Source organism: Nitrospira sp. Nam80, assembly GCF_965152575.1.
The window spans coordinates 2,601,048-2,627,993 of the sequence record NZ_OZ224216.1; the positions used below are offsets into that span (position 1 = coordinate 2,601,048).

Annotated in this window: 22 protein-coding genes; 11 read left to right on the plus strand and 11 right to left on the minus strand. The window is 58.0% G+C overall.

What is annotated here, in order from left to right; all coding sequences use genetic code 11:
* Nucleotides 1-18 precede the first annotated feature (18 nt).
* The 3 genes from ACWGXE_RS12260 (at nucleotide 19) to ACWGXE_RS12270 (ending at nucleotide 2,862) form a co-directional block, all read left to right on the plus strand.
* Nucleotides 19-1,188, plus strand: coding sequence for a hypothetical protein (locus ACWGXE_RS12260; RefSeq protein ID WP_447598047.1), 1,170 nt, complete (start codon nucleotides 19-21; stop codon nucleotides 1,186-1,188).
* A gap of 159 nt (nucleotides 1,189-1,347) precedes the next feature.
* Nucleotides 1,348-1,692 carry a hypothetical protein gene (locus tag ACWGXE_RS12265; protein WP_447598048.1) on the plus strand — a complete coding sequence of 115 codons (345 nt, stop codon included), beginning with the start codon at nucleotides 1,348-1,350 and terminating at the stop codon, nucleotides 1,690-1,692.
* A 255-nt stretch (nucleotides 1,693-1,947) separates the two neighbouring features.
* Nucleotides 1,948-2,862 (plus strand): substrate-binding domain-containing protein, encoded by a 915-nt coding sequence (locus ACWGXE_RS12270; protein ID WP_447598049.1) that lies wholly within the window; start codon nucleotides 1,948-1,950, stop codon nucleotides 2,860-2,862.
* A gap of 69 nt (nucleotides 2,863-2,931) precedes the next feature.
* On the opposite strand, the gene ACWGXE_RS12275 is transcribed toward ACWGXE_RS12270, so the two are convergent.
* The 4 genes from ACWGXE_RS12275 to ACWGXE_RS12290 all read right to left on the minus strand — a co-directional run bounded on the left by ACWGXE_RS12275 (nucleotide 2,932) and on the right by ACWGXE_RS12290 (nucleotide 8,990).
* Nucleotides 2,932-4,287, minus strand: coding sequence for a sigma-54-dependent transcriptional regulator (locus tag ACWGXE_RS12275; protein WP_447598050.1), 1,356 nt, complete (start codon nucleotides 4,285-4,287; stop codon nucleotides 2,932-2,934).
* Between the two features lie 91 nt (nucleotides 4,288-4,378).
* Nucleotides 4,379-4,768 carry a hypothetical protein gene (locus tag ACWGXE_RS12280; protein ID WP_447598051.1) on the minus strand — a complete coding sequence of 130 codons (390 nt, stop codon included), beginning with the start codon at nucleotides 4,766-4,768 and terminating at the stop codon, nucleotides 4,379-4,381.
* Nucleotides 4,769-5,169: 401 nt separating this feature from the next.
* A complete protein-coding gene (locus ACWGXE_RS12285) occupies nucleotides 5,170-5,808 on the minus strand; it encodes a response regulator (RefSeq protein WP_447598052.1) in 639 nt (212 codons plus the stop codon).
* Entirely contained in the window at nucleotides 5,805-8,990 is a 3,186-nt protein-coding gene (locus tag ACWGXE_RS12290) for a PAS domain S-box protein (protein WP_447598053.1), read from the minus strand. The genes ACWGXE_RS12285 and ACWGXE_RS12290 overlap by 4 nt, the downstream gene beginning before the upstream one ends.
* A 390-nt stretch (nucleotides 8,991-9,380) precedes the next feature.
* Here ACWGXE_RS12290 and ACWGXE_RS12295 point away from each other — a divergent pair, with 390 nt between their 5' ends.
* Complete coding sequence (locus ACWGXE_RS12295; RefSeq protein WP_447598054.1) at nucleotides 9,381-10,058, plus strand: hypothetical protein; 678 nt, start codon at nucleotides 9,381-9,383, stop codon at nucleotides 10,056-10,058.
* A gap of 56 nt (nucleotides 10,059-10,114) precedes the next feature.
* Here the strand turns inward: ACWGXE_RS12295 and ACWGXE_RS12300 are convergent, their stop codons facing one another.
* The 5 genes from ACWGXE_RS12300 to ACWGXE_RS12320 form a co-directional block, all read right to left on the minus strand.
* The gene (locus tag ACWGXE_RS12300) at nucleotides 10,115-12,613 is read right to left on the minus strand and encodes a CHAT domain-containing protein (RefSeq protein WP_447598055.1); all 2,499 of its coding nucleotides are present in this window, start codon (nucleotides 12,611-12,613) and stop codon (nucleotides 10,115-10,117) included.
* A gap of 14 nt (nucleotides 12,614-12,627) precedes the next feature.
* Nucleotides 12,628-13,935 carry a two-partner secretion domain-containing protein gene (locus ACWGXE_RS12305; RefSeq protein WP_447598056.1) on the minus strand — a complete coding sequence of 436 codons (1,308 nt, stop codon included), beginning with the start codon at nucleotides 13,933-13,935 and terminating at the stop codon, nucleotides 12,628-12,630.
* A 147-nt stretch (nucleotides 13,936-14,082) separates the two neighbouring features.
* Entirely contained in the window at nucleotides 14,083-15,786 is a 1,704-nt protein-coding gene (locus ACWGXE_RS12310; RefSeq protein ID WP_447598057.1) for a ShlB/FhaC/HecB family hemolysin secretion/activation protein, read from the minus strand.
* Nucleotides 15,787-17,387: 1,601 nt separating this feature from the next.
* Nucleotides 17,388-17,990, minus strand: a complete 603-nt coding sequence (locus tag ACWGXE_RS12315; protein WP_447598058.1) for an HAD family hydrolase — start codon at nucleotides 17,988-17,990, stop codon at nucleotides 17,388-17,390.
* The gene (locus ACWGXE_RS12320) at nucleotides 17,987-19,204 is read right to left on the minus strand and encodes an acetate/propionate family kinase (RefSeq protein ID WP_447598059.1); all 1,218 of its coding nucleotides are present in this window, start codon (nucleotides 19,202-19,204) and stop codon (nucleotides 17,987-17,989) included. The genes ACWGXE_RS12315 and ACWGXE_RS12320 overlap by 4 nt, the downstream gene beginning before the upstream one ends.
* A gap of 208 nt (nucleotides 19,205-19,412) precedes the next feature.
* On the opposite strand from ACWGXE_RS12320, the gene ACWGXE_RS12325 reads away from it, so the two are divergent.
* A complete protein-coding gene (locus ACWGXE_RS12325) occupies nucleotides 19,413-20,096 on the plus strand; it encodes a response regulator (protein ID WP_447598060.1) in 684 nt (227 codons plus the stop codon).
* Here the strand turns inward: ACWGXE_RS12325 and ACWGXE_RS12330 are convergent.
* Nucleotides 20,062-20,778, minus strand: a complete 717-nt coding sequence (locus tag ACWGXE_RS12330) for a response regulator transcription factor (RefSeq protein WP_447598061.1) — start codon at nucleotides 20,776-20,778, stop codon at nucleotides 20,062-20,064. The genes ACWGXE_RS12325 and ACWGXE_RS12330 overlap by 35 nt on opposite strands.
* Nucleotides 20,779-20,972: 194 nt before the next feature.
* On the opposite strand from ACWGXE_RS12330, the gene ACWGXE_RS12335 reads away from it, so the two are divergent.
* The 3 genes from ACWGXE_RS12335 to glgX all read left to right on the plus strand — a co-directional run bounded on the left by ACWGXE_RS12335 (nucleotide 20,973) and on the right by glgX (nucleotide 24,297).
* Nucleotides 20,973-21,485, plus strand: coding sequence for a CBS domain-containing protein (locus ACWGXE_RS12335; protein ID WP_447598062.1), 513 nt, complete (start codon nucleotides 20,973-20,975; stop codon nucleotides 21,483-21,485).
* A gap of 110 nt (nucleotides 21,486-21,595) precedes the next feature.
* The gene (locus tag ACWGXE_RS12340; protein WP_447598063.1) at nucleotides 21,596-22,129 is read left to right on the plus strand and encodes a ferritin-like domain-containing protein; all 534 of its coding nucleotides are present in this window, start codon (nucleotides 21,596-21,598) and stop codon (nucleotides 22,127-22,129) included.
* 20 nt (nucleotides 22,130-22,149) lie between these two features.
* Nucleotides 22,150-24,297: a glycogen debranching protein GlgX gene (gene glgX, locus ACWGXE_RS12345; RefSeq protein ID WP_447598064.1), complete on the plus strand. Its 2,148-nt coding sequence runs from the start codon at nucleotides 22,150-22,152 to the stop codon at nucleotides 24,295-24,297.
* 135 nt (nucleotides 24,298-24,432) lie between these two features.
* On the opposite strand, the gene ACWGXE_RS12350 is transcribed toward glgX, so the two are convergent.
* Nucleotides 24,433-24,567: a hypothetical protein gene (locus ACWGXE_RS12350; RefSeq protein WP_447598065.1), complete on the minus strand. Its 135-nt coding sequence runs from the start codon at nucleotides 24,565-24,567 to the stop codon at nucleotides 24,433-24,435.
* 349 nt (nucleotides 24,568-24,916) lie between these two features.
* On the opposite strand from ACWGXE_RS12350, the gene ACWGXE_RS12355 reads away from it, so the two are divergent.
* The 3 genes from ACWGXE_RS12355 (at nucleotide 24,917) to ACWGXE_RS12365 (ending at nucleotide 26,767) form a co-directional block, all read left to right on the plus strand.
* A complete protein-coding gene (locus ACWGXE_RS12355) occupies nucleotides 24,917-25,144 on the plus strand; it encodes a CsbD family protein (protein ID WP_447598066.1) in 228 nt (75 codons plus the stop codon).
* A gap of 67 nt (nucleotides 25,145-25,211) precedes the next feature.
* Nucleotides 25,212-25,547, plus strand: a complete 336-nt coding sequence (locus ACWGXE_RS12360; protein ID WP_447598067.1) for a hypothetical protein — start codon at nucleotides 25,212-25,214, stop codon at nucleotides 25,545-25,547.
* Between the two features lie 62 nt (nucleotides 25,548-25,609).
* Complete coding sequence (locus ACWGXE_RS12365) at nucleotides 25,610-26,767, plus strand: DUF1207 domain-containing protein (RefSeq protein WP_447598068.1); 1,158 nt, start codon at nucleotides 25,610-25,612, stop codon at nucleotides 26,765-26,767.
* Nucleotides 26,768-26,946 lie beyond the last annotated feature (179 nt).

The following is a 26,946-nucleotide window of genomic DNA, read 5'->3' on the forward strand; positions in this document are numbered from 1 at the left end:
ACATTGGAACATTCCGCCATGCCGTCCATCCTCACACACGAAGATATTCAGGCCGTGATCGACGGGTTGCCCATCCAAGGGCGCGTGATGCTGCGGCTCATGCTGCTCCAGCACTTTGATCTCCTGCAGGAGGATATTGAGTATATCGCCGCCGACCGCCCTGATCCCCGTTGTGTATCCGGGACCAAGCCGACGCAGATCCTCACCCGCGATGCCATCGCCTCCGTCGAGCAGCGCCGGGATCAATATCGGAAGCAGGTGCGCCTGCGCCGTGAACGAGTCTGGCTCCAAATCGAAACCCTCCGCAAGCTGATCCGCATCTGCGAGGCCACTTCCGCTGCGGCCAAACGCCTGCTTGCCGGAGCCGGGATGGAAGCAAGCGCCATCAATGATCTGATGCAGCAGGCGCGTACGGCCATACGCAAGCCGGCGATGCGTACTCTCGACCGCAGATGGGAAAATAACGAGATCACAGCCGAGGAATACCAGAAGTCCCGGCTCGCCATCGAACTCCAGGCTCAAATCCGCATGATTGAAAAATATCGCAAGCGCTTGGAGCTTGCTGAGCGCGAGTGGACCTCAGCCCATGCATCTCCCCTGCTGGATCATGAAATCGGGCACATCTGGGGCATCCCTGCCGGCAGCTTATTGGCCCGCAAGGTGAAGTATCTCCATCAATATCTTCAAGGGCTTCATAAACGAATTGCTTCGAAAGAGCCGGCGATGAACCCTGCCACGACCCCGCCGCTCGATTTGTGGAAGGAAACATTGGCCGTCCTTTCCGAGAGACCGGTGGAACGGTCCGTGGCCGCCTATGACGGCCTTGAAAAGACGGAAGAAAAACTCCTGGAGAAACTCCGGGCATTCGCCTCGGGTACGCTGCCGGAAGAAATCGAGGGAAAATTCTGGTTGTCCCTCGTCCACGGAGCCAGCTCGAATGCCGTGCTTTCCGAACCGACGCGGACCGTGTTTGGACTCCAACGGCTGGCCGCTATCCTCGGGGAAACGGATCTGGAGGGAGACGCAGTCGAACAGGATCTCCTGGCTCGGACGGCTCCGACGCCGAAGGAAGAAGCGGCATTGCTTGAAACATCCGGTGCCCCATCCAAGGAGAAACTTTCCGAGATTCAAGAACATATCTTGCGCAGTTTTGCCGGGGAAGACCGAAACGTTCCCCAAGGCTGGTGACCAGGACCACTCCACTGATTTTTTTCATCTCCCCGCTTTTCTGAAAGGTCTGAGTTTTGTATAATGAGCTGCATGTGGTTGCGCTCGCCCCTTCTCTCCTTCGCATCTAGACGGTCCTATTTGTCGGTCGTCGCCGCCTCAACGCTTGTGAGTTTGCTCATGATGGCAACGCTGTACGCCGCCGTCTTGACCGAGGTCACCGAATTATTGGCTCATCCCGATCAATACGATCACCAAGTCGTCGCCGTGAGCGGCAAGGTCGCCAATTTCCAGTTAGCCACCAACCGTGAAGGGCGCCCTGCGTATGGATTTCTACTCCAGTCCTCGGCCGGAACAGTCAAGGTGGTTGGGTTGGGAAAAGCTGAAGTGCGCGAAGGAGATTATGTCATCGTCGAAGGAATTTTCAGTCGCCTCCGGCAAGCGGGCCGGACCATCGTCTATAATGAAATTAAAGCTACATCTGTCCAATCCATGACTCGGATGAATCCCGATCTCGTCGGCTAGCAACCCCCAGTACATTCTCGCTTCCATTGCATCTTGGCTCGCTTCTCGGAATACCGTCACCGCACAGTACACCCGTTTCATCTCATCTGTACCGCACTAGCGAAATCCAGCCGCGTTTCCTGGGTTTGCCCGCATCCCGATAACGGCGTCCGATCCAGAGCGCCAGGGCTTCGTGCGGCAGGATGAATCGGTTGCAGCAGATTTGTCTCTAATTAAGATAGGAAAAGAGATTTTCACTATCCACGGAGAGGCAACATGTTGATGAACACAAGAGGCCTTACGCTCCGTCGTCGGGTACTGGGCGGTGCGTTGATCGGATTGGCCATCGTGGCGACGAGTCTCTTATCCGTGTCTGCTGTGCAAGCCGGCCTGACCGGCCGCATGCTGATTGCCGGGTATGGTCCTGAACTACACCTGTTTCAGGATCTCGGCAAAGCCTTTGAGAGGGCCCATCCAGGAACCGCCGTGGATTTTGAGTGGGATCGGAATGTCAAAGCGGCGGAGTTGGTTCTGGCCGGAGCAGCCGACCTTGCCGTCTCCGATCATTCAGCTCCTTCTCTTCGGGAGACTCAGATCGCGTGGGATGGAATCGCAGTAATTGTGAACTTCGCCAACCCAATCCGGGAGATAACCAGTCGCCAACTGCGGGACTTGTTCACCGGTCGCCTGGCTCGTTGGTCGGATCTTGGCGGATCACCGGCCAAGGTGGAGGTATTGGAGCGGCCCCCGGAGGATAACATTAAAGCCGGCTTCGAGAGCTCGCTCGATATTGCCGATCGTGTCTTCACTCCGGCGGCCGTCGTTAGGAGTGATCAAAAGGCGCTCCGTGCGGTGTCGGGGAACACGTCCGCCGTGACCTATTTGTCGCTTTCCGCAGCTTTAAAGGCACAGGAGGATGGAATCCCCATCCAGATCCTCACGGTCGATACGGTTGAACCGGGCCTTCCCACGGTCAAGGACGGCTCCTATACGTTGCGCCGCCCCCTGTATTTATTGAGCCGTGAACAGCCTGGTCCAATCGTGGAGGCCTTCCTGACTTTCGCTCAATCGGCCGAAGCAGCGGCCGCATTGAAGACGGCCTTCGTCCCGGCCCGTCCGCCATCCCGGGAAATCAAAGACCTCGGTCTCGTGAACACTACTACGCCCCCGGCCGCCGATAAAGGATCATGACGAACCGGCCCGCAAGAGGGTAAGTCGGGGGTGGGAGAAACGTGTCCGCTATTAAATCGGTGATTCCGGTCACGACAGGGCCACATCGGCGGCTCGATCCAATCCGTACTGGCGGATGCGCCGGTAGAGCGTCGAGCGGCTGATGCCCAATTCCTGGGCCGCGCGGCTCAGATTGCCGCGTGAAAGGGTAAAGGCCTTCATAATCAGATCGGTTTCAATGCGCTGTTGATTAACCTTGAGGGAGATGCTGTCTTCTTGCGTGTCTCGTTCGCCCGTTCGAAGATCGAGATCGGACGGCTCGATCAACTGTCCTTCGGCGACCACCACGGCACGCTGAACACGACCGGCCAATTCGCGGACATTATCCGGCCAACCGTGAGCGGACATGGCGGCCAGCGCAGCCTTTGTGAATCCGGCGAGAGGCGTGCTCCGTTGGCCGGCCAACCGCCGGAGAAACATCTTGGCCAATACCGGGATATCTTCCTCACGTTCACGTAGAGCCGGCAGGGTAATGTGAACCGGAAACCGCCGAGACAGTTCCGATCGAAACCGCTGTTCCCCCATCGGGGTCTTCGAGTCTGGATTTGAAGACGCCATAATCCGCACATCGTCCTGCTCGGATTGCCGCTCCAACACACGAAGAAAGGTCTCGTAAGACTCGGCCGGCACGTGGGTCATATCATCAAAAAATAAGGTGCCGCCTTTAGCCGCCGTCAGCTTTCCGCTTTTCCCGCCGGCGCTTGATGCAGCGGTTCCCAGCTCAACGCCGAAGAGTTCGGCTTCCAACAGAGCGTGGTTGTGCAAGGCTCCGTAGGCGACCGGCACGAACGGTTCGGTGGCGCGCGCACTTCGTTCATGAATAATCCGAGCAATAAACTTCTTGCCTGTTCCGGGTTCGCCTGTAATTAAAACCGGGACATCCGTCATGGCCGCTTGCCTGACCGCCTCATGGATCGGGGCCATGCTGGGACTGGTCCCCATGATTTCCTCGATATGATCGAAGGCCTGCGCCGGATCGATACCATCCTGCCGCGCTTCTTGTTCCAGTTCGGCAAGCCAGCCGGCTCGGCGCAGGATTGCCCGAAGGGTCGAGAGATCAATAGGCTTATACAGGACATCGAAGGCGCCGTATCGAACCGCCCGCACGGCCAAATCCCGCTCACTGTACCCCGTACAGACGACCGTCTTACACCGACCGCCGCTGCGCTGTATCGAGCGAAGCAGGCGGAAGCCCTGCTCAGGAGAACATTTGGGAGGAAGCCCGAGATCCAATAGCACCAGCCGTGGAGACTCCCGCTCGATCAGCAGAGATGCCTGCTCGACATTGTCCGCCACCATCACGTGAAATTCGTCGCTGAGCGTCGACTGCAGCAGCGTCACGATCGGTTCATAATCTTCGACGATCAACAGAGACGTTTTCGGCACGGATCACTCGCCTCCATGTGTTCCACATTCATTTCCACGTTTCCAATGCGGGCGGCACAATCACCGATTATTGACACGGCGGCAGGGATAACTATTGGAAAAGCCGCAGCGATTCGTCCTGATCCGATGGCCTGCACAGAAACACACCGGCCCCGGACGCTGTTAGTTGTCCGGCTTTCCATGTCGGACGATTGAAGCTCTCCGGCTGCGCCATCGCGATGATCGGCACATGAGGCAGGGCCGACTGGAGGCGCGAAAGAGCGCCTGGTTCGGCAGAGGGGTTAAGACTGAAGACGATCACATCCGGCTGGATATGCGGAAGATCCGGCTGAATATCCTCGATACGTCGGGTCAGGACGGCCTGGTACCCACGCATGGCGAACCAATCCGCGACTCGACAACCGATGGTCGGGTCCTCCTGGAGCACGATCACGCATCTTCGTTCGGCTGTGCCGTTCTCGTGAAGGGATGGCCTGTTCATTGAGGCGCCCCGCAGAAAGATTTTGAGATCGTATTTTCTTCATCGCTCCATCGATGCAGCCGGTCTTCCATCACCGGTCCCCACCATGTCATATCCTGGAGCAATGCGGCTTCAATTCCGCGCAACCGCGTGAGGGTACCGGGCCATGAGGGGCCGACTGCCTTCCGGGGACCTTGACAAAGTTCAGGAGAAACTCGATCGGTGTGGGAGCCACGGACTTCAGCCAAAACATCCCGCAGCGAGGAAACGCTGCCGGCCCATAAACCTTGCATGGTGGCGTATTGTACGTGGGAAAACCGCCTGAACTATCGGATTCCGTCTGATTGTATCGTCGCACTAATGTGAAAAGGCATGTCATCATTTGTACGATAAGCCGGGACATGATCCGCAGGCCTTGCCAATCACAGCACCAGCCCGTGTTGTATGGCATAGCGGGTTAACTCGGCGTTATTTTTTAAACTCATTTTTTCCAGAATGCGGGCCCGATATGTGCTGATCGTCGTGACGCTCAAATGTACCTCTTCCGCAATTTCACTCACGGTTTTTCCGGAGGCGATCAAGCACAACACTTCATATTCTCGATCCGATAACCGCTGGTGAGGAAGCTTCTCCGCGCCGCTCCGCACGGTCAAGGCCAGCGCTTCCCCGACTGTCGCGCTGACATACTGCCCGCCTGCCAACACTTTTTTTGCCGCATGCACCAATTCTTCCGGGGCGCTCGATTTCGTGAGATAGCCCGACGCTCCGGCCTTGAACATGCGAATGGCGTATTGATCTTCGGGATGCATGCTGAGGATGAGGACCGGCAAGGCGGGATTCAAGCCCTTCAGTTCCTTGAGCACATCCGGCCCGCTTCGTCCCGGCATGCTGATGTCCATAATGACCAGATCGAACGTTTTGGCTTTGATCTCCTGCAACATGTCCATCGCGTTCCCGCATTCCGCCACTACGGCTCCCTTGAATCCTTCCGCAAGGATGTCTTTGACTCCCCGTCGAAACGAGGGATGGTCATCCACAATCAAAAATTTTACCGTCGTCATGGTCGTTCTCCACCGCAACCATCCGCAAAACGCGGAAGCCGTAACACAATGGTCGTCCCGCCGTCCGAACCGGCCTGAATAGTCAAATCGCCTCCCAACAGGCCGGCACGTTCTCTCATTCCCTGCAATCCGAACGAGCGGGGATGGGAGAGCCGGTCTTCCGCGATTCCGCGGCCATTGTCACCGACCACCAGCCGAATGGTTTCCTCCAGTTCTTCCAATTCAACCAGCACAGAGGTGGCACCGGCATGGCGCGCCACATTCGTCAGCGCTTCCTGGCAGATTCGAAATACGGCAGTCGCCTGCTCCGGTTCGAGCTTTAAATCCTCATGACTGAACGAGCATTGGCAGGCAATCCCCGTCCGGCGTTGAAAATCACGGCACTGCCATTCAATTGCAGCCACCAGCCCGAGATCATCCAGAACCCCGGGCCGCAGTTCCGCCACGATTCGTTGTACCGAGGCGATCGTTGCATCCACCTGTTCCTTCATGGATCGAATTCGTTCATCCGCGGCCGGCCGTTCCCGGCTGCCAAGCTTTTCCCCGACCAGATTCCCGAGCCGCGACAGATCGATTTTCAAACAGGTCAGCCCGACGCCCAATTCGTCATGCAGTTCCCGCGCAATCCTGGTTCGCTCTTCTTCGCGAATCCCTTCCATGCGGCGCGATAAGGTGCGGAGCTGCCTGAACGAGGCTTGAAGTCGTTCTTCCGCCTGCATCCGCTCCGTGGTGTCCTTAAATACCACTACCACGCCGACCACCTCGCCTCGTTCTCGTATCGGAGTGCTGACATATTCCACCGGGAATTTTGTGCCATCCTTTCGCCAAAACACGTCGCGATCCGTATGAACCAGCCGGCCCTCCACGAATCCCGCCCGAATCGGACAGGCTTCGGTCGGAAAGGGTGCCCCGTCGGCGTAGGAATGATGCACCAGGTCGTGCATGGGGCGGCCGACGAGGTCTTCCACTTCCCAGCCCAGCATTTTGGCCGCGGCCGGGTTGATAAAGGTCGTCCGTCCTTCGCGGTCCGTGCCATAGATACCTTCACCGGCCGAGTTCAGGACAAGATGATGATGCCGGTTCAGGCGTTCCAACTCTTCTTCCGCACGCCGGCGTTCCGTAATATCGCGAATGATCAAGGTGAAAAAGAGATCGGTCTTGCCCTTCCAGGCGGCCAGACTCAACTCCATGGGAAATTCCGACCCATCCTTGCGCTTGCCGACTACCTCCAAACTGTTGCCGGCGGTGGAGGCACGGTCCAACAGACGGGCCCGCTGAAAGCTGTGTTGCAACAGCTCGTGATAGCGTCCGGGCAGGATTGTCGAAATGGGATGGCCGACAATATCCTGCGCGGCGTATCCGAATGCGGCTTCGGCTCCCTTATTCCAATAGGCGATTTTCATGAGCGCGGTGACCAAGACGATCGCCTCCCGCGTCGACTGGACGATGGAGCGCAGGCGCTCCTCACTATCGCGAAGCGCATCTTCGATCCGCCGCCGCTCGGTAACATCCCGCACCACCCCCAGGACTCCGACGATACGACCGTTCTGAATTTGCGGGGCGCCGACGAATTCGCCCAGGACGTAACCGCCTGCCTTCACCGTGAGGTGCATAGAGCAGGTGAGCGACGTGCCGCGTTCCAGGATCGCCTTGATGACGTCCCGGCAAAACGACACGTCGTCCGGATGCAGCAGTGAACTCAGCGGCTCGCCAATCCATTGCGCGCGGGACCATTGGGTGACCGTTTCAAACGCCGGATTCAGCGACGTGATCAAGCCGGCTTCGGACACCGTGAAAATCATATCCTGCGCGCCCTCTACGAGGCTTCGGAAGCGATGTTCCGATTCATACAGCGCCTCCTGCGCCTGCTTCAACCAGGTGATATCGTGAAAGACCGCCACGGCTCCCTGAGGCCGCCCATCGGTGGTTTTGATCGCTTGCGCATTGACGCTCACCCATCGGCCCGGTTCGCCCGCCGCCGGCCGTATGCACATCTCGGCCCAATCCACCTTTTCTCCCCGGAGTGCACGCATCAGCGGCCAATCAGAGGCGGGAAAGGGAGTAGCCCCGTCGCCAAGGAATACTCCAATCCGGTTCGGCCAGTCATTGGGCGGCATCTCGAGCGGAGACAACCCGACAATGATCTCCATCGCCGGATTCGCGAGAATCAGCCGCCCGTCGGCATCCGTCACCACCACGCCGTCGCCCATGCTGCGCAGAATGGACTGCACGATCTGTGTCTGTTCCTGTATCGCTCCTTCTGAACGCTGAAGCGCATCGGCTCTGTCCCGCAAGTCCTGATGGGCTTTGGAAATGCGTGCGGCTTGCGCGCGAACGGCGTCCTCATAAAACTCCAGCAACTGTTCCGTCACGCTTATGAACGGCGCCCGGTGCAATTGAGTCGAGGCGGACTCTACCCCTGTTCTGCCGTTCGCCGGTACGGTGAGAGATTGACCGGGCTGGATGCGGGGACTTTCGGCAAAGGGCAGGAGTGAGATCTTCACGCCGAGCGCCAGCGATTTGCATAGGTTGGCGGTTTCACGATCGATCGGAATTGCCGAAAACAGGATGACGGCGAATAAATCCTTGGGAGACAGGAGGCCGCCGAAGCAGAGGACCGATTCGATTCCGTGCTTGCGGACAAAATCTTCCTGCACCGGGACGTAGGGGCTTCCCGCGGCGGTCGGCACAAAAAATACGTTATAGGTCGTTTCTTCCAAATCCACCAAAAAATCCCGTTCCGGAGAAACGGCCGTTTCCAGCGACACTCCGAATTGATGCAGCAACTGCGAAAACATGGGAAGTTGCCGAACAAACGCCGGACTCACCAACGGAATGGCTCGATAACGCCGCGAGTTTTCCACCCTGTTCCATTCCGGTTGGACGCCGGCGGAAGCGATCAGCGTGAAACATTTGGTGTCCGGGTCGGGGGTCATGCCTCCGATCTTCTCGCGGGCCAGAGCCTGTGTGTCCGGATCAAGCGATTGGTATGAACAGGTCTTGAAACAGCGCACGAGCACGCAATCCCGGCGGCCAGTCGCCGCATCGCCGAGGTGCGCAAACAAATATCGCACGACGCGATCAGCCGCCTCTCGAAGCGTGGATGACTCCCGCCCCAGTCGCCTGAGGGCCGCCGAACATTCGATCATTTCCCGAAGAGAAAAACGGGCGAGGCTATACATGGGCTGGTCCTTCTCTATGCGACCGTCGTGGATGGGAGGGGCAGAAGAGAGACATGGGGATGTCACGGCTTATCTCGGCCCGCATCGAGAATCCGCCTCATGACATGCCAAACGAGAAGATATCTTGCTTCTCATTCCGTGCCGAGTCTAGTGAAGGGTCGGCACCTTGTCAAGGCGATGACCGGGCACGACAAACCGGTTCATCCGTCAATTGCGCAAACCGAGCTATCGGCGCCGCATGATTTTTTCCGAGTCGTCTCGTCCATCCAAGCGGAATTTATTTCCCAGCGACCGCCCCATTCTTGCCCAGGCGCCGAGTGCCGCGCGTCTACTGATCGATCGCCGATCCCTTGATTTGTCAAAAAGCGAGCCCTCATCTAGACTTGTTCCATGGCGATGGTGAATGGATGGTCCGAATCGGCCTTGAAGGCTGTCTGCGTAGGACTCCTCATAACGGTTGTGGCCGGCGGCTGGAGGATTGAGACCGCTAATGCGGCTCATGTCGTACAGATTCCGATTTCCGCCGCCGTTCGAACGGAAAGCGGCTCCGCCTTCAACGTCGTCGTCATGAGCTGGGATCAGCAGGAGTCGCCTAACCCGCTTCGATTACAGTGGAGCAGCAGTCACGTACCGGTTCGCGGCGCCGGGTTCGGATCTCTGGCCGGAGCATTCGCCTATGCACTTGACCGGCTCGGGGCGATGCACCGTCCGACCGGCACTTTATCCTTGTCCGTTCAATCCGTCACACCGATGAGTTCGGAGGCGCACGGCGCCGGGGCTGCGCTCGCGGTCGGATTTCTCGCCGTGCTCAAGGGAGAGCGGCTCATCAGCGGCATCGCGCTGACCGGCACATTGGAACCCACGGGACGAATCGGCTCGGTATCCCGCATGGCGGACAAGATGAAAGCCGCGGCTCAAGGCGGATATCGCCTGTTGCTCGTGCCGAGAGGACAACTGCCCGCTCCCCGGGTGAATCTCGTCCGTTTCGGCATGGAATCTAGCCTCATTCTCCAGGAAGTGGGCACGGTGGATGAGGCGTATGAGATTATGACCGGCAAGAAGCTTTAATAGGAAACCTTGCCGAAACAATTTGCCGTAACCCGCTAATCTCTTCCCCGGCTCGTTTACATCCAGTTGCTCAGCAGCAGAAACGGCGCCCAGTAGCCGGGATGGGTATGGCCCGGTTCGCTCAGCACTTTCTGCTGAGCCCGCTGAAGGGCGACGGCCTTCGATACGGTCGAATCCTGAAGCTGCCGGTAGAATTCCTCGACAAGATTCACGGTCGCCCGGTCATCGCTGACCCACAGGCTGGCCAGCGCGCTGCGTGCTCCCGCCTTGAGCGCAACACCGGTCAAGCCTAGAGCGGCTCGATCATCCTCAGCCGCCGTGTCGGACGCGCTCAGCGTCAATAAATCGAGCGGCCTGTTCCGATATTGCTGGCCTCCCACCAACTGCGACAGTCGATCCATCGTAATCTTGTCATCATAAGCCAGGACAAAAGAGCTCTTGGCGTCGCGATCGAGCACTCCATGAGCGGCAATATGTACGACCTCAAATTCTACGCTCTTCATTTCCTGTTCCATGGACCGCACCACGAATTGCTGATCGAGCAAGGAACGGCCGCCATAGAGCCGGTTGAGATACTCCACTTCCGCGGCGGCGTTCGGCAACGGAGGAAATCCCTGCACCGAGGATGTCAGACCCATGGACAGCAGATTGATCTGGCCGCGATCGGAGGCTTGCGCATCGGTCAATTCCATACCCGGCGTGACGGCGACCGCATAGCGATCCACGAGAAACTGTCTTCCGTCATGCAACGCCGCCAATGGCATCGTGCGCAACGGGCCGTCCGGCACAACCACCAGCGTGGTGACGCCGGACGCCAGGAGTTCCGGCTGCACCGGCGCAATCAGCCATGCGTACAGCGTTTGGGCCGGTCCCAGATAGGAGCGCGAGCCTCGATCCTGCACCAAACGCCTGAAGGATCGGATTTCCCGGGTGAGCTTGTCCACCGGAACCGCGATTCCGTGCCGCGTGAATCCACGATCCGTCTCGAGCAACAATTCGATCCGATCCGGCAGAAGAATCGGATAGAGGACCGCCGTGTCGCGAGGCACACGATTCTCCCGGTGTTTCGCTCGCGCGGTGGCGATGCAATCATCGTGGAAATAGTCTTGAAGCTCCGCGGCATGCGAGGCTTCGATCGTATCGCGCACCAACGCGAGCAACTGTTGTGTCTGCTCCGGCGTCGTTGCGACGGCTGCCCTCCGCAACAAGGTATCCTCTAATTCGGTGAACAACGGCGCGACGGCCTCACCGAAAGAATGATGGCGCCCTTGATAGCCGACCGAATACTCATACCGAATGGGTTTCAAGATCGCGACGGATTGCTGATAGGCCGTGAGCGACTCTTCGTCCTTGCCGGTCGCCTTCAACAGGCGGCCGGTTTGCCAGTGCCATCGGTACAGCGATTCCGGAATATTGCCCCGCTGCGCGGCAAACGCGGCTTGCCTCGTAAAAGTCAGCGCTTCCCCATATCGACGTTCTTTTTCCAATAAACGCCCCAAATAGCCCCACGCATAGGACTGCGCCCGTGGGTCCCCCAGGCGCGTCGCGACCTGAGCGGCCGACACGAAGGAATCGGACGCCTGGCGGAGCAAGCTCTGATCCGGCGGAGATGATCCATTACCCGGCTCTCCCCTTCCCCCTCCGATGGCCTTGGTCCCGCCGGCCAACTGCGGTCCCGCTTCAGCCATCATTTTCGGCGCCGACAAGGCTGCTTGGAGATCATCGTAGCCCAATCCGATGTTGAGCAGTCCATAGGCTTTGACGTACGAATCCTCCAACTGTTGAATATCGGAAGAGGCGATATCGAATTGCCTTTCCGCCTCAATGAATTGTTGATCGTCCAGAAAAGCCGTGGCCAAATTGATCTGTGCCGTCACCGCCAGCGCCCGCTGACCGGTCTCCAAAGCGAAGCGCCGGCTCTCGCCGTACACATCGATCGCCTCGATCGATTGGTTGCGCGAGGACAGCACATTCCCCAAGTCATTCAGCATCACCGCCACCAGGGTCGTGCTCTTTTCTTCACGCGCGATCGCGAGACCCTTGCTTAAATGGTCCACCGCTTGGTCGCCCTTGCCGAGACCATAGGCGGCGTTTCCCAATCGTCCCAGTATCGATGCGGTGAGCGGCCGGTTGCCTGCCTGTTCGGACAGATTCAGCGCGGCTTGCAGCGTCGCCATGGCTCTCTTGATTTGACCTTCCTGATGAAGGGCATGTGCGAGGTTGATCAAGGCCCGGCATTGCTCTTCCGTCCTTTCGTCTTCCTCGTAGAGGCGGGCGGCTTTCGACCAATGCACCGCCGCTTGCGCAAAGGCCCCTTGGTGGAAACGTGCGGTGCCGCGCTGCATTTCTTGATCGGCCGACGGGGAAGCAGCCTGTTGAACATTTCCATCAGCAGCCTGCGCCTCGTTTCCACACCAGCAATGGGCGCCGGCCACCCATATCGCGCAAAGGATCGCCGCCACCCCCGGCCGCACATGACCAAGCCCTACGCTCCGCTCGGATCCTGACCGCCGGTGCTCGCGGCCGTCGCAGGCACGTTGTGAACACGACATCATAGCCACCTCTCAATTTAAGATCCGCATCCCGAGCTCAGCCTGACCGCCGGATCGATCGATAAGATGCCGCCCGACTCGGTCCGTTGCGCCACCAACGGAGTGCCAACTGCACGAGACTGAGCCGCCGGTTCTTCCCAAATAAACGGGCTTGCCAGCGCGTTCCCTGGTTGCGGAGGAGTGATATCGCGGGATGCCTGAACAAACGCGCTGAACTCCCCCTTCTCGCCTCCGGCGCACCGGCTCGTCAGCAACGCCAGAGGAGGCGCCGGGGCGTCCTGGGGAAGAATCGTCGCGGCGCGATTCAAATACACTACGGGGTCAACGGGATTCTGCGTCACGACCGGCGCTTGCGTACTAGTATTGGCGGCGGGAAAAACGACCGGAGGCAACCCCGAGTTCGGGCCGGGCGGCACGCCGCCCGGACCGGCGACAACTTCCACACCGGTGAGGAATCCGAAGGGTCCCGTCGTCCGGTTGACCTGCGCTCCCTGCGGCACGACGATGGTGGCGGGGAACACTTCGGCCGAGAATCCTGCTTGGATTGAGCTACCCACCGAGGCCGAGAGCGTGCCGGCCGGAGTACTGCCGTTGAAGGAATTGCCCGCGCCGGGATCCACATTCACCTGCGCCCCCGCCCCGACCGCCCCAACGACAGTGCGCTGCGCAGAAATTCTGGCGCCGTCAAGCTGGACGCTGCCGCCTGCCATGAACAGCGTGTTGTCACTGATCTGCAGAGTCGATCCCGAGATGACGACGGGGGCGGGCGCGCCGGATCCCACGAATCCGAACGCCGCCGGCGCCGCGGTCGAGAGCGTGGCGTCGAGCGCCACCAGATTGGTCGAAAACGTCTTTCCATCTCCCAACAAGAGTTGCTGCGCGGTACTGAAGTAGGCCGAGCCTGACACATTCAGATGCGCCGACGGCCCGAAAATAATTCCGGAGGGATTCATGAAATAGAGATTCCATCCCAGCGCCTGGATGGTCCCGTTGATATTCGACGGAGACCCGCCGATGACTCGAGCGAGGACGCGACTGGCCCCGCCCGGGTTGATGAAGGCAGCGGTATGCCCCTGTCCGACCGAAAACTGATTAAAGCTATGAAAGACATTCGGCCCGTTGCCGGGCCTCAGTCCCCCGGTAATGTCGGTCGTATTGCCGGCCTGTGTCGCCACCGTGCCCAGCCCGCCGGTCCCGACTCCGCCGGGGGTGGGGACAATATTCGTCGCCTGCGCCGACGCATTCGTCGCTTTCCCCTGGAAGACACCCATCGCGAACAAGACGAGCCCGACGACGGCGGCGGCGTTGCAAAATCCGATTGCCATATACGTCTCCTTATTAGTACTCAATGGGAACGGCGGTCCTCTCATACTCCAAACGTACCGGCGGCGCAACGCGATGTAACTTATTAGGAATACATCCTAAGGATGAATGCAGCATCGCTCCTGTCGATGCCGGGGTCAGATACGCCATCAAAACGCCTCCACGACTAACTGGAGGTGAACTCCATGGTCCTGCAGGTTGTCTCTTCCGGTATCGAACTTCTTCAACTGTTTTCCCCAGTAGACTTCGAAATGGCTGCCTCTCCAGAAATTCCACATGGCGCCGATTCCGACGCTCGCGAGGGTCTGCGGGGGGGTGTCGGGTGTCGCAATGGTGGTCTCCCAGCCGTGGCCAATGTCAAAAAACGGTACGAAGAAGAACGTATCGACGCCGGCTGTGTTGGTATAGACCGGCACCCTCGTTTCGATGCTCGCCATCACGGCGTTGTCTCGAATCAGCGTGTATTCGCGATATCCTCGCACGCTGTATCGGCCTCCGACGGCAATTTGTTCCAGCGTAAACAAATGGTCGTTGGACAATTGGGCCACGCCGCGCGCCACTACTTGCGTTCGACGCCAGGGAAGGAGCCGAATGATTTGCGCTTCCCCCAACCATGAGAAGAATCTTGCGTCGGGCAAATTGGCATCGCCGTTCGCCGTGGCGCCCAAGGCCCCGATGCCGACCGAAAAGCGCGAGAGGGCGGCAATAACTTGTTGAGACGAGCGTCTCGTATACTCCTGTCCGAACCGCAGAGCCGATACCCGGAACACGCCTCCCGGCGAGCCGGCCACAAGCTCGGTGGGAACTCCTCCGACAAAGCTCTTGTTCTGCTCATATTCTCCGGTCAGCGACAACGCGAATTCTTGTTCCGCCGTTCGATAGACCGGTTGCCTGGCGGCGAGGCTGAAGATCTCGGCCTTGTTCACGATATCAAGCTGATCAAACGGGCTTTCTTCCACGGAAAATTCGAATCGCCGGTATTGGAACGACACGGTCGTATCCCGCGCCGTCACGGGAATGGCGTATCGAAAATTCAAGATAGGATTGACGCCGGCAGACCGCCCGTATTGCAAGCTCAATTGATCCCCGAGCCCGAGCAGATTTCGATGCGCGACCGTGACGAACCCCTGCTCCGCGCCGACCACGGGAGACTGATAGTTGTTAAACTCCAGCCATACCTTGAGCGGGTTGGCTTCCGTCACTTTGACATCCAGCATGCTCTCCCCTCTGGTGAGCCCGGGCCGCAATTCGGCGTTAATCCGCTGGACCCGCGGATCAGCCTGCAGGATTTGCAGCCGCTCCTGCAGTTCATTCACGTTCAAGGGAGGACCGGCCGCCAGATTGAGCCGGCGTTGAAAATAGGACGGCCTGAACCATTGCAAATCATCGACATTGATTTCGGCAAGCTTTCCTTCAACGATTTGCAGATCGAGAATGCCGTCCACCACGGTCTGTTCAGGTATTAATGCCCCGGAGGTGACGTACCCCCGATTGATGTAGTATGCAGTCAGCGCGAGCCTGATCGACTCCAGATCCTCCGCGGTCAAATCCCGATTCCTATATGGCTCCGTCACCTCGGCGAGCTCCCGGGAGCTGAACGCCGTATTCCCCGTCAATCGGATATCCTTGATGAAAATCTTGGGGGCGGTGATCGCTTCTCCTGGCTGTGCCGGTGGCCCCGGAGCAGGTACTTCAAGCTCGGGAGCGCGGGGCGGCGGGGGCGTGGGCGGTAACTGCGGCGGCTTCGGCGGCAACGGCCCGAGCTGCTGTTGGGTGCCCGAGGGCAATTGCGCCGCTCCCGGAACTTGGCTCCAAACCGGAGCGGCCGTGCCGATGAGAAGTATGAGAGCCATGGCTACGTATCGAAACTGAATCACAGAACTGTTGCCCGCTGGGCCCGCGCCATGGTCGCTCGATTGTTCTTCCAAATGGGTTTCTCCTCTCTCGCGTCTCATAGCTTTTACTTCGGCGCCTATGAAGGCAGACTGCCGCCGCTCCTCAGCATGCCACAAGCGAATCAGAGCGGACCAAAGGCGTGCGAATACTGCAGCGGCTTTCATGCAGCCACCCGCTTCGCTAACCAACACTACGTAGTTTACTGTATTTGTCAGTCGGCGGTGGATGCTTATACCACGCCGCGCGTAAAACTCCACAAGAAAATGGGCGGGACAGGCATATTTTTGGCCTGATTTATGGACCTATTGGTTATACCTACTCATTCCTTCGCCCGGAGGTGAACAGACGGAGGCGATCGCGTTTGTTCCGCGCTGCAGCGGGAAATCATCCGGCCTGTTGTCAGTATTGTCGGCGAATCTGAAACCGCGAAGGCCTGCCTGAGTCCGCTATTCCATCTTCGGAAACGAACAGGTTGTCGCAAAACTATTTTGGAGGTTACTGAGACAATCGCTGTCGATCGTTTCGGATGGTCAAAGAAGATCGTGTAGGACGTTCACAAAGACCCTTCCTCACACCCGCCCATCCCCAGTGCACCGAGATGACTGTTCCATGGTTCGGCCGCAGCAAGGTACAAGGCGCGAAGAATAATGAGCGCCAGGCTTGTGGACACCGGCGAGTCGGGCCGTACGTTGAGCCTCTGAGGTGCGCGCGAGGCGACAAATCAGTTGTCTCATGTTTGCGCAAGGCGGGAGCCGATGAGAGCGCCCGGTGTCTTCCGAGCACGAAGCTGGAGGACTTTTTCAACACCCTGCTAGGGCTCGAAAGACTGAGGATCGTCCGATGCGACAAGGATGGCAATCTTTTCGAAAGGGAGCGATCGAAGGAGGAAAAGGGGGACGCCGGGCGCCCCGCGGGATCCGGCGATCAGGCGCCTGGGTGAAGCCAGATCACCCACATCGCCGAACAGACCGAGTCAGCAACCATCGCTCGCTCAAATACCCATGACACGGACGCCGTGCCGTGCTCTATTCTTTCTTCCGTCGATCCGCAGATCATCCAATTTGACTCTATTCACACTGATGACTTGATCGACGATATTCCCGCACGCGAAACATTGCCAAGCGCCTGATCGGTCGGTTCCCCGGCCTCCTCCCCAATCCCGCAGCTCGACCGGAAACATTAAGTTGTGGCAACGACAGCAGCGCATATTACCTCGACAGCTCGCTGAAGGTTTACAGCTTTACGACCGTCGCCCGCGGCGCCCCGCTGATCAACCAGCCGGCCGGCGACCCCGATCCCATCTCTTCGCAGGTGGTCGCAGGCGCATGGTAGAAAATACTGAGTGGAGTCCATACTAGGAAAGGCCCTAGTGTCCAAATGATCCTACCCTAGTGCTCTCTTCGGGGAACGACTCAAGCGGCGACGGTTTAAGGAATGGGACAAATCCAAAAAGCGGTGGTACCGGGAAGGCCGATGCCGTTGCGGCGATGTTCCAAAGAATGCACGTATTCTCCGACCCCCCTCATTGCTCAACCCTTCATCGCTTGTGATGTCCCACTCACCGACTTGCCTTCAGCTGTTCAGCCAAATCTTCGCGTAGTTGCTCCGCGTTGACAAAATGTACCGTGCGCATGTTCAGCCGCCGAGCCGGTTCGAGATTCTCCGGCCGATCATCGATAAACACGCAATCTTCGGGTGGAGACTGGGTCAGTTGCAGCGCGAGTTCATACATTCTGTCGGCCGGCTTTCTGACTCCGAGATAACAGGAACTGAAAAAGCACCGGAAATACCGGCGTAAGCCGAACCGTTCGATCCGATACTGATTAATCGGCAAGGACTCGTTATTCAACGCCGCCATGAAGCAGGTCCGATTTGCGGCGCACTCCTCGGCGACCTTCAGCACATCGGGGAACGGTTCCGATCGTGAATACATGAATTCGCGAAAGGCCTCTCTGGTGAACTCCTGAGGACGGAAGAATATTGTTTCGATCATATACTCTTCCAAACCCATGCGGCCGGAATCAAAATCATCGATGACACGCGCATGGCGCGCCTCAAAGTCGGCCCGATCGAGGTGAAACCGCCGCACAGCCTCGGCTCGGGCATGCCGATCCCACCCGTTCGTCAGCAGAACTCCGCCAATATCCCAAAACAAATTCATCGCTCTCCCTCCAAACAGAGGACCGTTTCACGGGCAATAGCGGACTGTTCATCCACGCCCGCTACAAAAGCGGCCGGCATGGAGTCGCGCCGAGTGATGCGTGTAATCGACCCGCTCTGAAGTTTTGTCACCGCCTCATTGGCCTCTGGATCCAGGACGAGGCCCAACCATTCCATACCGGAACAGATTCGTGATCGGATACCGGGCGCATGTTCTCCGATGCCGCCGCTGAACACAATCGCCTCCACCGGGCCGAGTACGGCCAAATAGGCGCCCAGATATTTCCGCGCTCGATAACAAAAACTTTCCACCGCCAAACGCGCCCCCTGATGTCCGTCCCGTTCGGCTTGCAACAGAACGGCCATGTCGGGGGAAAGGCCAGACAGTCCAAGCAGCCCGGATTGTTCGTTCAGCATCCGTTCGATGTCTTGGCAGGAGCGGTCGGTGACCCGCGCAAGAAATGCCACCAGCGCCGGGTCAATATCCCCGCATCTGGTTCCCATGATCAAACCTTCCAGCGGTGTGAACCCCATCGACGTATCGATTGATTGTCCGCTGCGGATGGCGGTCGCCGAACAGCCGTTTCCCAAATGCAGCGTGATCAGATCGACCATGCCGGCCGGTTTACCGGCATGGTCGGCGTACAGAGCGGTGGATGACCCATGGGCCAACCCATGAAATCCGTACCGCCGGAGGTGGTATCGTTCGGTGAGATCATGCGGAAGCGCATAGGTCCGCGCATAGTCGGGCAAGTGCGAATGGAAGGCGGTGTCGAAGACGGCGACCATCGGCACCCGATCTCCCATGAGCGCTCTTGCCTCGCGAATCCCGGCCAGAGACGCCGGGTTGTGGAGAGGCGCCAACTCGGCAAGCTGGTCGAAGCGAGACAAGAATCGCTCGTCAATGCGGACAGTCTCCGTAAACCAATGTCCTCCATGGACCACCCGATGGCCGATTGCCTCGACTTCCTTGCCGGAGATGAGATGCAGCAGCAGGCGGGCAGCCTCATCATGATTTTTTACACCGGCCTCTTGTTCCTGCCATGCCGTCCCATGCTCTCGATATTTAAGGCTGGCACGCGAGCCGATTCCAGTAACGGCGCCGGTGAAGAGAGTGGTCAATGCAATGGATTTCGATGATCCCGGCTGGACGATTGCCTCGAACAACGCGCACTTGATCGAAGAACTTCCGCTGTTGACAGCCAGTACTCTCATCGATTGCCCCTTTCAATCAATCATCGGATGAGCCGCGCGGGCTCGGCAACAGGCCGTACAAGCCGTGAGCCGGTTAGCACATGCCAAATGGGCGGATATTGCGGCGTTTTTTCCCTTTGACTCACCCGCCCCATAAAGCAGTACAATAGCATTGGTTCCGTACTCGTGAAATCCCTAGATCCTTTAACCGTGCCTACTAGGTGACTTAATGAAACCTCGAGTGATCATTGCCGACGACCACGCACTTGTCGCAGAAGGGGTCACCAAATTACTCGAACATGACGTTCAGATTGCCGCTACGGTGGCGGACGGTCGGGCGCTGGTGCACGCCGTTGAGAAACACAATCCCGATCTTGCCCTCGTGGACATTTCACTTCCCTTACTCAACGGCCTGGATGCCTGTCGCCAGCTGAAAAAATCCAATCCATCGGTCAAGGTCATTATTCTGACCATGCACCTGGAGAAGCATTTCGTGACGGAAGCCTTTCGGGCCGGCGTTTCCGGCTACGTGTTGAAACAATCCGTCACAGATGAGTTGCTGTTTGCCATCAAGGAAGTGCTCAAAGGCAGAACGTACGTGTCGCCGTTGGTCACGCAGAGTTTGGTCGAACAGGCGCTCCAACCGTCGCCGTCACCGGCAGCCGTTGAACCGGCAATTCCGGCCGGAAACCTCAGCCTGCGCCAGCGGGAAGTGTTGCAGTTGGTTGCGGAGGGCAAATCAACGAAAGAAATCGCCTCCACGTTGAACGTGTCGATCAAAACCGTGGAGTTCCATAAAACTCGGATTATGAAGGAATTGAAATTACACAGCACCGCGGAATTGACGAAGCACGCCATCGCGATCGGGCTGGTCTCGGTCAACGAGGCGGTAACTTCGAATGCTCCTCGGTGATGACGGCTTCGGAAGGAGGCGGCGCATCCCCGCGTAATTCGTGAATCGACGTCAGTCCCTGCGCGATCGCATATTTCGTCAAATCCGACGCCGTCTTCAGCCCTAGTTTTTTCGTGATATTTGCTTTGTGAAACTCGACCGTTTTGAGGGACACATTCAATGAGCGGGCGATTTCTTTCGCCGCATAGCCGCTCGCCAGCAAGCGTAAGACTTCCACTTGGCGGTCCGTCAGCCGGCTCGTAAACCCCTCCGGGCGCATCCATTGGTGCTCGACGATTTCCCGCACTTCCGGCGCGACCTGCGGTGAGACGTACCGGCGGTTCGACAGGACCACCCGGATCGCGTTGACCAATTCGGCCGCCGCGCATTGTTTCAGCACATACCCATGGGCGCCCCGGCGAAACGCCTCACTGATATAGACGGGTTCCGTCATCATGGTGACAAAGACGATCTTGACGCTCGGCACGAGCTGCTTCAGACGTTGAGCGGCTTCAAATCCATTGAGTCCGGGCATTGAGACGTCCAGCAAAACTACATCGGGCGCCAAACGCGGCGCCATCTCCAATAACGCCTGCCCGCTCTCCCCGGTTCCCACCACCGTGAACTCCGTCTCAAGCAGCTGGCGCATGCCTTCCAACACTAACGCATGATCGTCAATCAACAGAATGCGGGCTGAATGCATGGGCGACAACCTACCTGGCCTCACATTATCGACTACATGAGCACTAGTCAATGAAGCAGGACGTTCCATAGCGCATTATTCACGACACGCACCGTACGTTTCGGTCTTACAGTCAGAGTAAATTCAACCCTGGGCATTGCATACTAGGGGGACCCCCAGTACGCAGGTTATGCTCCGCCGCTTATGATCGGCCCATGCCAGACGAGAAGCGTCCTTCCCACGAATCGGATTCCGGCCTGTTCGGTGAATCGACCAATGAAGAGCGTCACGGGCTCTTGGAAGGGGAACAACGTCCCATCCGTGACGTGATGGATCGGAACGTCCTGACCATGGATCCTCAAGAAAGCCTGTGGGAGGCCGCTGAGACGTTTCGACGGCTTCATGTTCAGGCTGCGCCGGTCTGCGCCCACGGCCGCCTCATCGGCTTGATAACAGAACGCGACATCGCGGTGAAAGGAGTCGTGAAGCCGGGCAGCCCCCGCAGTATTCCAATCCGGGAGGTCATGCAAACGGAAGTGCCAGCCTGTTCAGAGAACGATATTCTCGCTCGAGCGATCCGGCTCATGGTGGAACATCGCGTACGATGGCTTCCCGTCCTCGATACCACCCATCAGGTGGTAGGCCTACTGTCCGCCGATCAGGCGGCTGGTTCAGTGAGTCCTCGAGCAGCTGAAGCGCTCTTACAGCAACTGCCGCCGACGCAGTGAAGAATGGAATTGCACCATACATCAGTGAGTCATTCCACCTTGCTCGATTAAGGGTGCAATAACTCAATGCTGCAATCGTTTGCATGATTCAACATGAAAGGAGTTCGGACATGAAGCAGGATACCTTCACCATGGACATCAAAGCCATACGAGATCGCGCCCGCCAACACATTCAAGACGGCGCGAAGACGGCCGGGTATAAAGCGAAGATCGAAACCGTCATCAAGCTTCTGAATGAGGCGCTCGCGACCGAACTCGTCTGCGTCCTTCGATACAAGCGCCACTACTATATGGCGTCGGGAATCAATTCCGAAGGCGTCAAGGCGGAGTTTTTACAGCATGCGAACGAGGAGCAGCAGCATGCCGATCAAATCGCCGACCGCATCGTTCAACTGGGAGGGGAACCGAACTTCTCACCCGATGGGATTCTGAGTCGAAGTCATTCGGAGTACGTCGAAGGGAAGACGTTGGACGATATGATCAAGGAAGATCTGGTGGCGGAGCGCGTGGCCATTGACAGCTACCGCGGCGTGATCGATTACATCGGCAATGACGATCCCACGACACGCCGGATGCTGGAAGAGGTTCTCGCGAAAGAAGAGGAACACGCCGAGGATATGGCGAGCCTTCTCGCGAAACAATAAATACGGAGAATCGTGACATCATGAAGCATCGACTTGCCCTCCATAAGATCCGGCCGGGCCGCTCCTACCCGCTCGGCGCCACGTGGGACGGAGAAGGAGTGAATTTCGCGCTCTTCTCGGAGAATGCGACCGCGGTGGATCTGTGCTTATTCGACCGGGCAGACCAAGAAAAGGAAACACATTGCATCCGTGTTGAAGAGCGAACAAACCAGATCTGGCACGTCTACCTGCCTGAGGCCCGGCCGGGACTGCTGTATGGATATCGCGTACACGGGCCGTACGATCCCGCCGCCGGCCACCGCTTCAACCCTTCTAAATTGCTGATCGACCCTTACGCGAAAGCCCTCACCGGAGACGTGCAATGGTCCGACGCCATGTTCGGATATCGAATCGGTGATCCGGAAGCGGATCTTTCTTACGACGACCGGAACAACTCCGCCAATGTGCCCAAGTCCGTCGTGATTGAGCAAGCCTTCACGTGGGGAGACGACCGTCCGTTGCGACGAGCCTGGAACGAAACGGTGATCTATGAAATGCACGTCCGCGGCTTTACTCAACGCTGCCCGGACATCCCGGAAGCGCTGCGCGGCACCTACGCGGGTCTGGCGACCAGGCCGGTCATTGAATACCTTCAACAACTCGGAGTGACAGCGGTCGAGCTGCTGCCGGTCCACGCGTTCGTCACCGACAAGCACTTGCTGGATAAAGGGCTCACCAATTATTGGGGCTACAATACCATCGGCTACTTCGCGCCGGACCCCCGATACGCGGTCCAACCAGAGCGAGGCATCTGGCAATTCAAGACCATGGTGAAGACCTTCCACAGCGCCGGCATCGAGGTCATTCTGGACGTGGTATACAACCACACGGCGGAAGGCAATCATCTAGGACCGACCCTTTCCTTCCGGGGCATCGACAACGCGACCTACTACCGCCTCGTGCCGGACAATCAACGCTACTATATGGATTACACCGGCTGCGGGAACAGCCTCAACGTCCGCCATCCCCGGACGCTTCAACTCATCATGGATAGCTTGCGCTATTGGGTGCAGGACATGCACATCGACGGATTTCGCTTTGATCTCGCCTCCACCCTCGCCCGCGAGCTGCACGATGTGGACCGGTTGAGCGCCTTCTTCGATATCATTCATCAGGATCCGGTTTTGGCTCGGGTCAAATTGATCGCCGAACCCTGGGATCTCGGCGAGGGCGGATATCAAGTCGGGAATTTTCCGCCCGGCTGGGCGGAATGGAACGGCAAATACCGCGATACGATTCGACGTTATTGGAAAGGAGACGGGGGCCAGGTAGCCGAACTGGGCTACCGCCTCTCCGGCAGCAGCGATCTGTACGAAGGTAGCGGCCGCCGGCCGCACGCCAGCATCAATTTCGTCGTGGCGCATGACGGCTTTACGCTGACCGATCTCGTCTCTTACAACAACAAGCACAATGAGGCGAACGGGGAGGACAATCGGGACGGTACCGATGATAATCAAAGCTGGAACTGTGGAGCGGAAGGTCCGACTGACGACCCGGCCATCAATGAACTTCGGCAGCGGCAGAAGCGCAATATGTTGGCAACCCTGCTCTTATCCCAAGGCGTGCCGATGCTGTGCGTGGGCGACGAAGTGGGCCGCACGCAACACGGCAACAATAACGCCTATTGCCAGGACAACGAGATCAGTTGGTTCAATTGGAGCTGGTCGAAGGCCGACCAAGCCCTGCTGGAATTTACGACCTTTCTCATCGAATTGCGCCAGCAGCATCCGGTCTTCCATCGCCGGCAGTTTTTTCAAGGTCGGCTTATTCATGGCGCCGAAGTCAAAGACATTGCGTGGTTCCGGCCGGACGGCAAAGAAATGACCGAAGAGGATTGGAGCCAGGGATTCGCCCGCTGTCTCGGCGTGAGACTCGCGGGAGACGCGATCGCGGAGATGGATACCCAGGGTGATCCCATCAGAGACGACACCTTCCTCCTTCTGCTCAACGCGCACCATGAGCCGATCACATTCATCCTTCCCGCCCATAAGCGCGGCGTTCGCTGGGAACTGGTCTTCGATACCAGAGACGGGCTTCCCGGCCGAACGCGGAGCCAACATCTTAAAGGTGGCGCATCCTACGACTTGGAGCATCGTTCCATGGCGCTCCTGCGCGCCAAATCGAAGTAAGTCCTTTGCCCACATACGGGGCAAGTAATTCTTCCGTCCTTCAATGGGGATTTGGCCCAGCAAAAGGAGGCTGACAGCCACAAGCCCAAGATTGACCGCAATGAGGGTAAACGCCCAACTCAACGCAGACGATTGCTACCGACCTCCGTTGATCGTGCGCTCCCGGAGTCCGTCCACCAACCGATAGGCCGCTCGCGCACTGCGAAAGGCGGCGCGGACGGCACGGCATCTACTGTACCGCACCACGAAATTCCGTTTCAGCTGCACCATCGATCATGTGTCCTTGAGAGGGTGGAATAGGTGCGGTAAGGGAACTCTCGCGATACGTAGTCATGTTACTGTCACTTTGATCTGCGACCCCTCGCCGAATTCCCAAGGCCCTGATCGGTCGGACGGAGAATCTGAAAACCTCGATGGAGTGGGAATGACGTACCAACAATACGGCCTGTCCCAGGTTGTGGAAGGTTCAAGGAAAAGTCGCGCTGGGGAGCAGCCGGCCCACAACTAGGGCTTTGTCCAGTCGCGACTCAACTCCGCTCAAAGTACAACCATAGGGAGAGTCGAGAAGAGAGACTCGGGACAGCGTCGGTTTACTTTAGAGAGAGCAAGGAGGAGACACATGAACGCGGAGCAATTCAAAGGAAAATGGAATCAATTCAAAGGAGAGCTGAAGACAAAATGGGGAAACTTTACTGACGACGATCTTATGAAGATCGAGGGCGATTACGATAAGTTCAAAGGATCGCTGCAGGAACGGTATGGCGACAAAAAAGATGAGGTCTCGCGCTGGGCGGATGATTGGTACAACCGGCAGAAAAGCCCGGCGTCCACCCCGTCAGGCCGCTGATTCAAGGAGTCGCGGCGCCTCTTCGTTTGCAGCTGGCGCCGCGACCGTCACGGTCGGAAAGGTCACTATGCCGCCGCTCTTTCTCATCGCTGCTCTCTCCATCATCATCGGCCTCGGCCTTGCCGCTTCACCCGTGCAGGCAGCAAACATCGAGTCGGGGCTGTGGAGCAAGCCGGATCTGCTGTTCGTGCTCAGGCATGAAGAGCCCGCCGATACATGGCGACAGCTGACAGCCGAGTTCAAGCGCACCTGGGGATTCTTCATCGAGGACGACCTCCTTTATATCGAGGGACGCGACGGGAATCCCCACAGAAATGCGTCGGAACACTTCGGAGACTGGAAGACGGAGGTCGAGCTCTGGACGGGCCCATGGTCCAAACGGCCCGGCTTTGAGACGGAATGACCATGGCCATTGGCTGCTTAGGAATCATAGGATCATGATCGATCTTAGTTTCCATTTCTAACGTGATACGGAATCGTATCGTCCCATGGATTATCGGGCGTTTCGTCACAGGCTTTGTGTATCGTGTCGGACCGATTCTCTGCCTCGCCTTATGTGTCTTGACCGGGGAGGCAGCCGACGATTCCTACATAGCCGGGTACGCGGCGGCGGTTCTGGAACACGAATTCAGCGTAACGGACGCCGTCATCCAAGTCGAAAACGGCGTGATCACGGTTACAACCAAATCGATCGGGCATGTGGATCGCGGCAAAGTCATTTCGGCACTGAAGAAAATTCCCGGAGTTCACAACGCCGAGATTCGTATTCAAGCGCCGGACAGCATGCCTGCCACAACGCCCCCGGAGGGAGGCATCAGGGAGACCGAAGAGGGAGTGGAAACGGCTGTGCCGAGCCCGCAGCCCAAATGGCTGCCCCGCGGGCTGCTCTTTTCTCCGTTCCACGCCGATCCGCGCTGGCCTCATTTTTCAGCTCTGTACCGGAATTTTACCTCCGGTCTGAATCTCTCCGGGGTCTTCAGCGGAAATTTCGGCGAGACGTTTTCGATCTATCGCAACAAGGCCGCGTTCGGCGGCGAGTGGGATTTCGGAGTCCAAGGCGGAGTGTTCAGTATCTTTGACGTGAGCAAGCAATCGATTGATCTCGTCAATGCGGACTATCTGGTCGGATTCATGGCGAGCTATCGAAACGGACGGTTCTCCAGTTTCGTCAGGCTGCATCATCAAAGCTCTCACTTAGGAGATGAATTCATACTGAATAATCCGGGAGTGAACCGCATCAACCTCAGTTTCGAAGAGCTGGATGCCAAGGTGTCCTATGAGCCGGCGAGCTGGCTACGAGTGTATGGCGGCGGGGGATTCCTGGTCCACCGCTATCCGGACATTGGGCGAGGAACCAGCCAATGGGGTGTGGAATTGACGAGTTCACGCACCTATTTTGACGGGCGGTTGAGGCCGGTGGCCTATGCGGATTTCCAGGCCAATGAACGGGCCAACTGGAACGTCTCACGGTCTCTCATGGCAGGATTTCGATTTGAGAATGCGCGCATCGGCGACCGCCAAATCCAAATTTTGGCGGAATATTTCGCCGGCCCCTCGCCGGACGGCCAGTTCTATACGCAGAAGGTGGAATGGATCGGAGCCGGCGTGCATTTTTTCTTCTAGCAGGGGGCGAGGCATCGAGCCGGGCAAGGAGGAATCGCTATGACCAAACACTGTGCGCATCCGTCCTGTACATGCGAGGTTCCACCGGGCAAGGAGTTCTGTTCCGACCAATGCCGCGCCGCACAACCGATTACGGCCGGCCAGTGCCGATGCCAGCATCCCGGATGCCGCGCATCGGG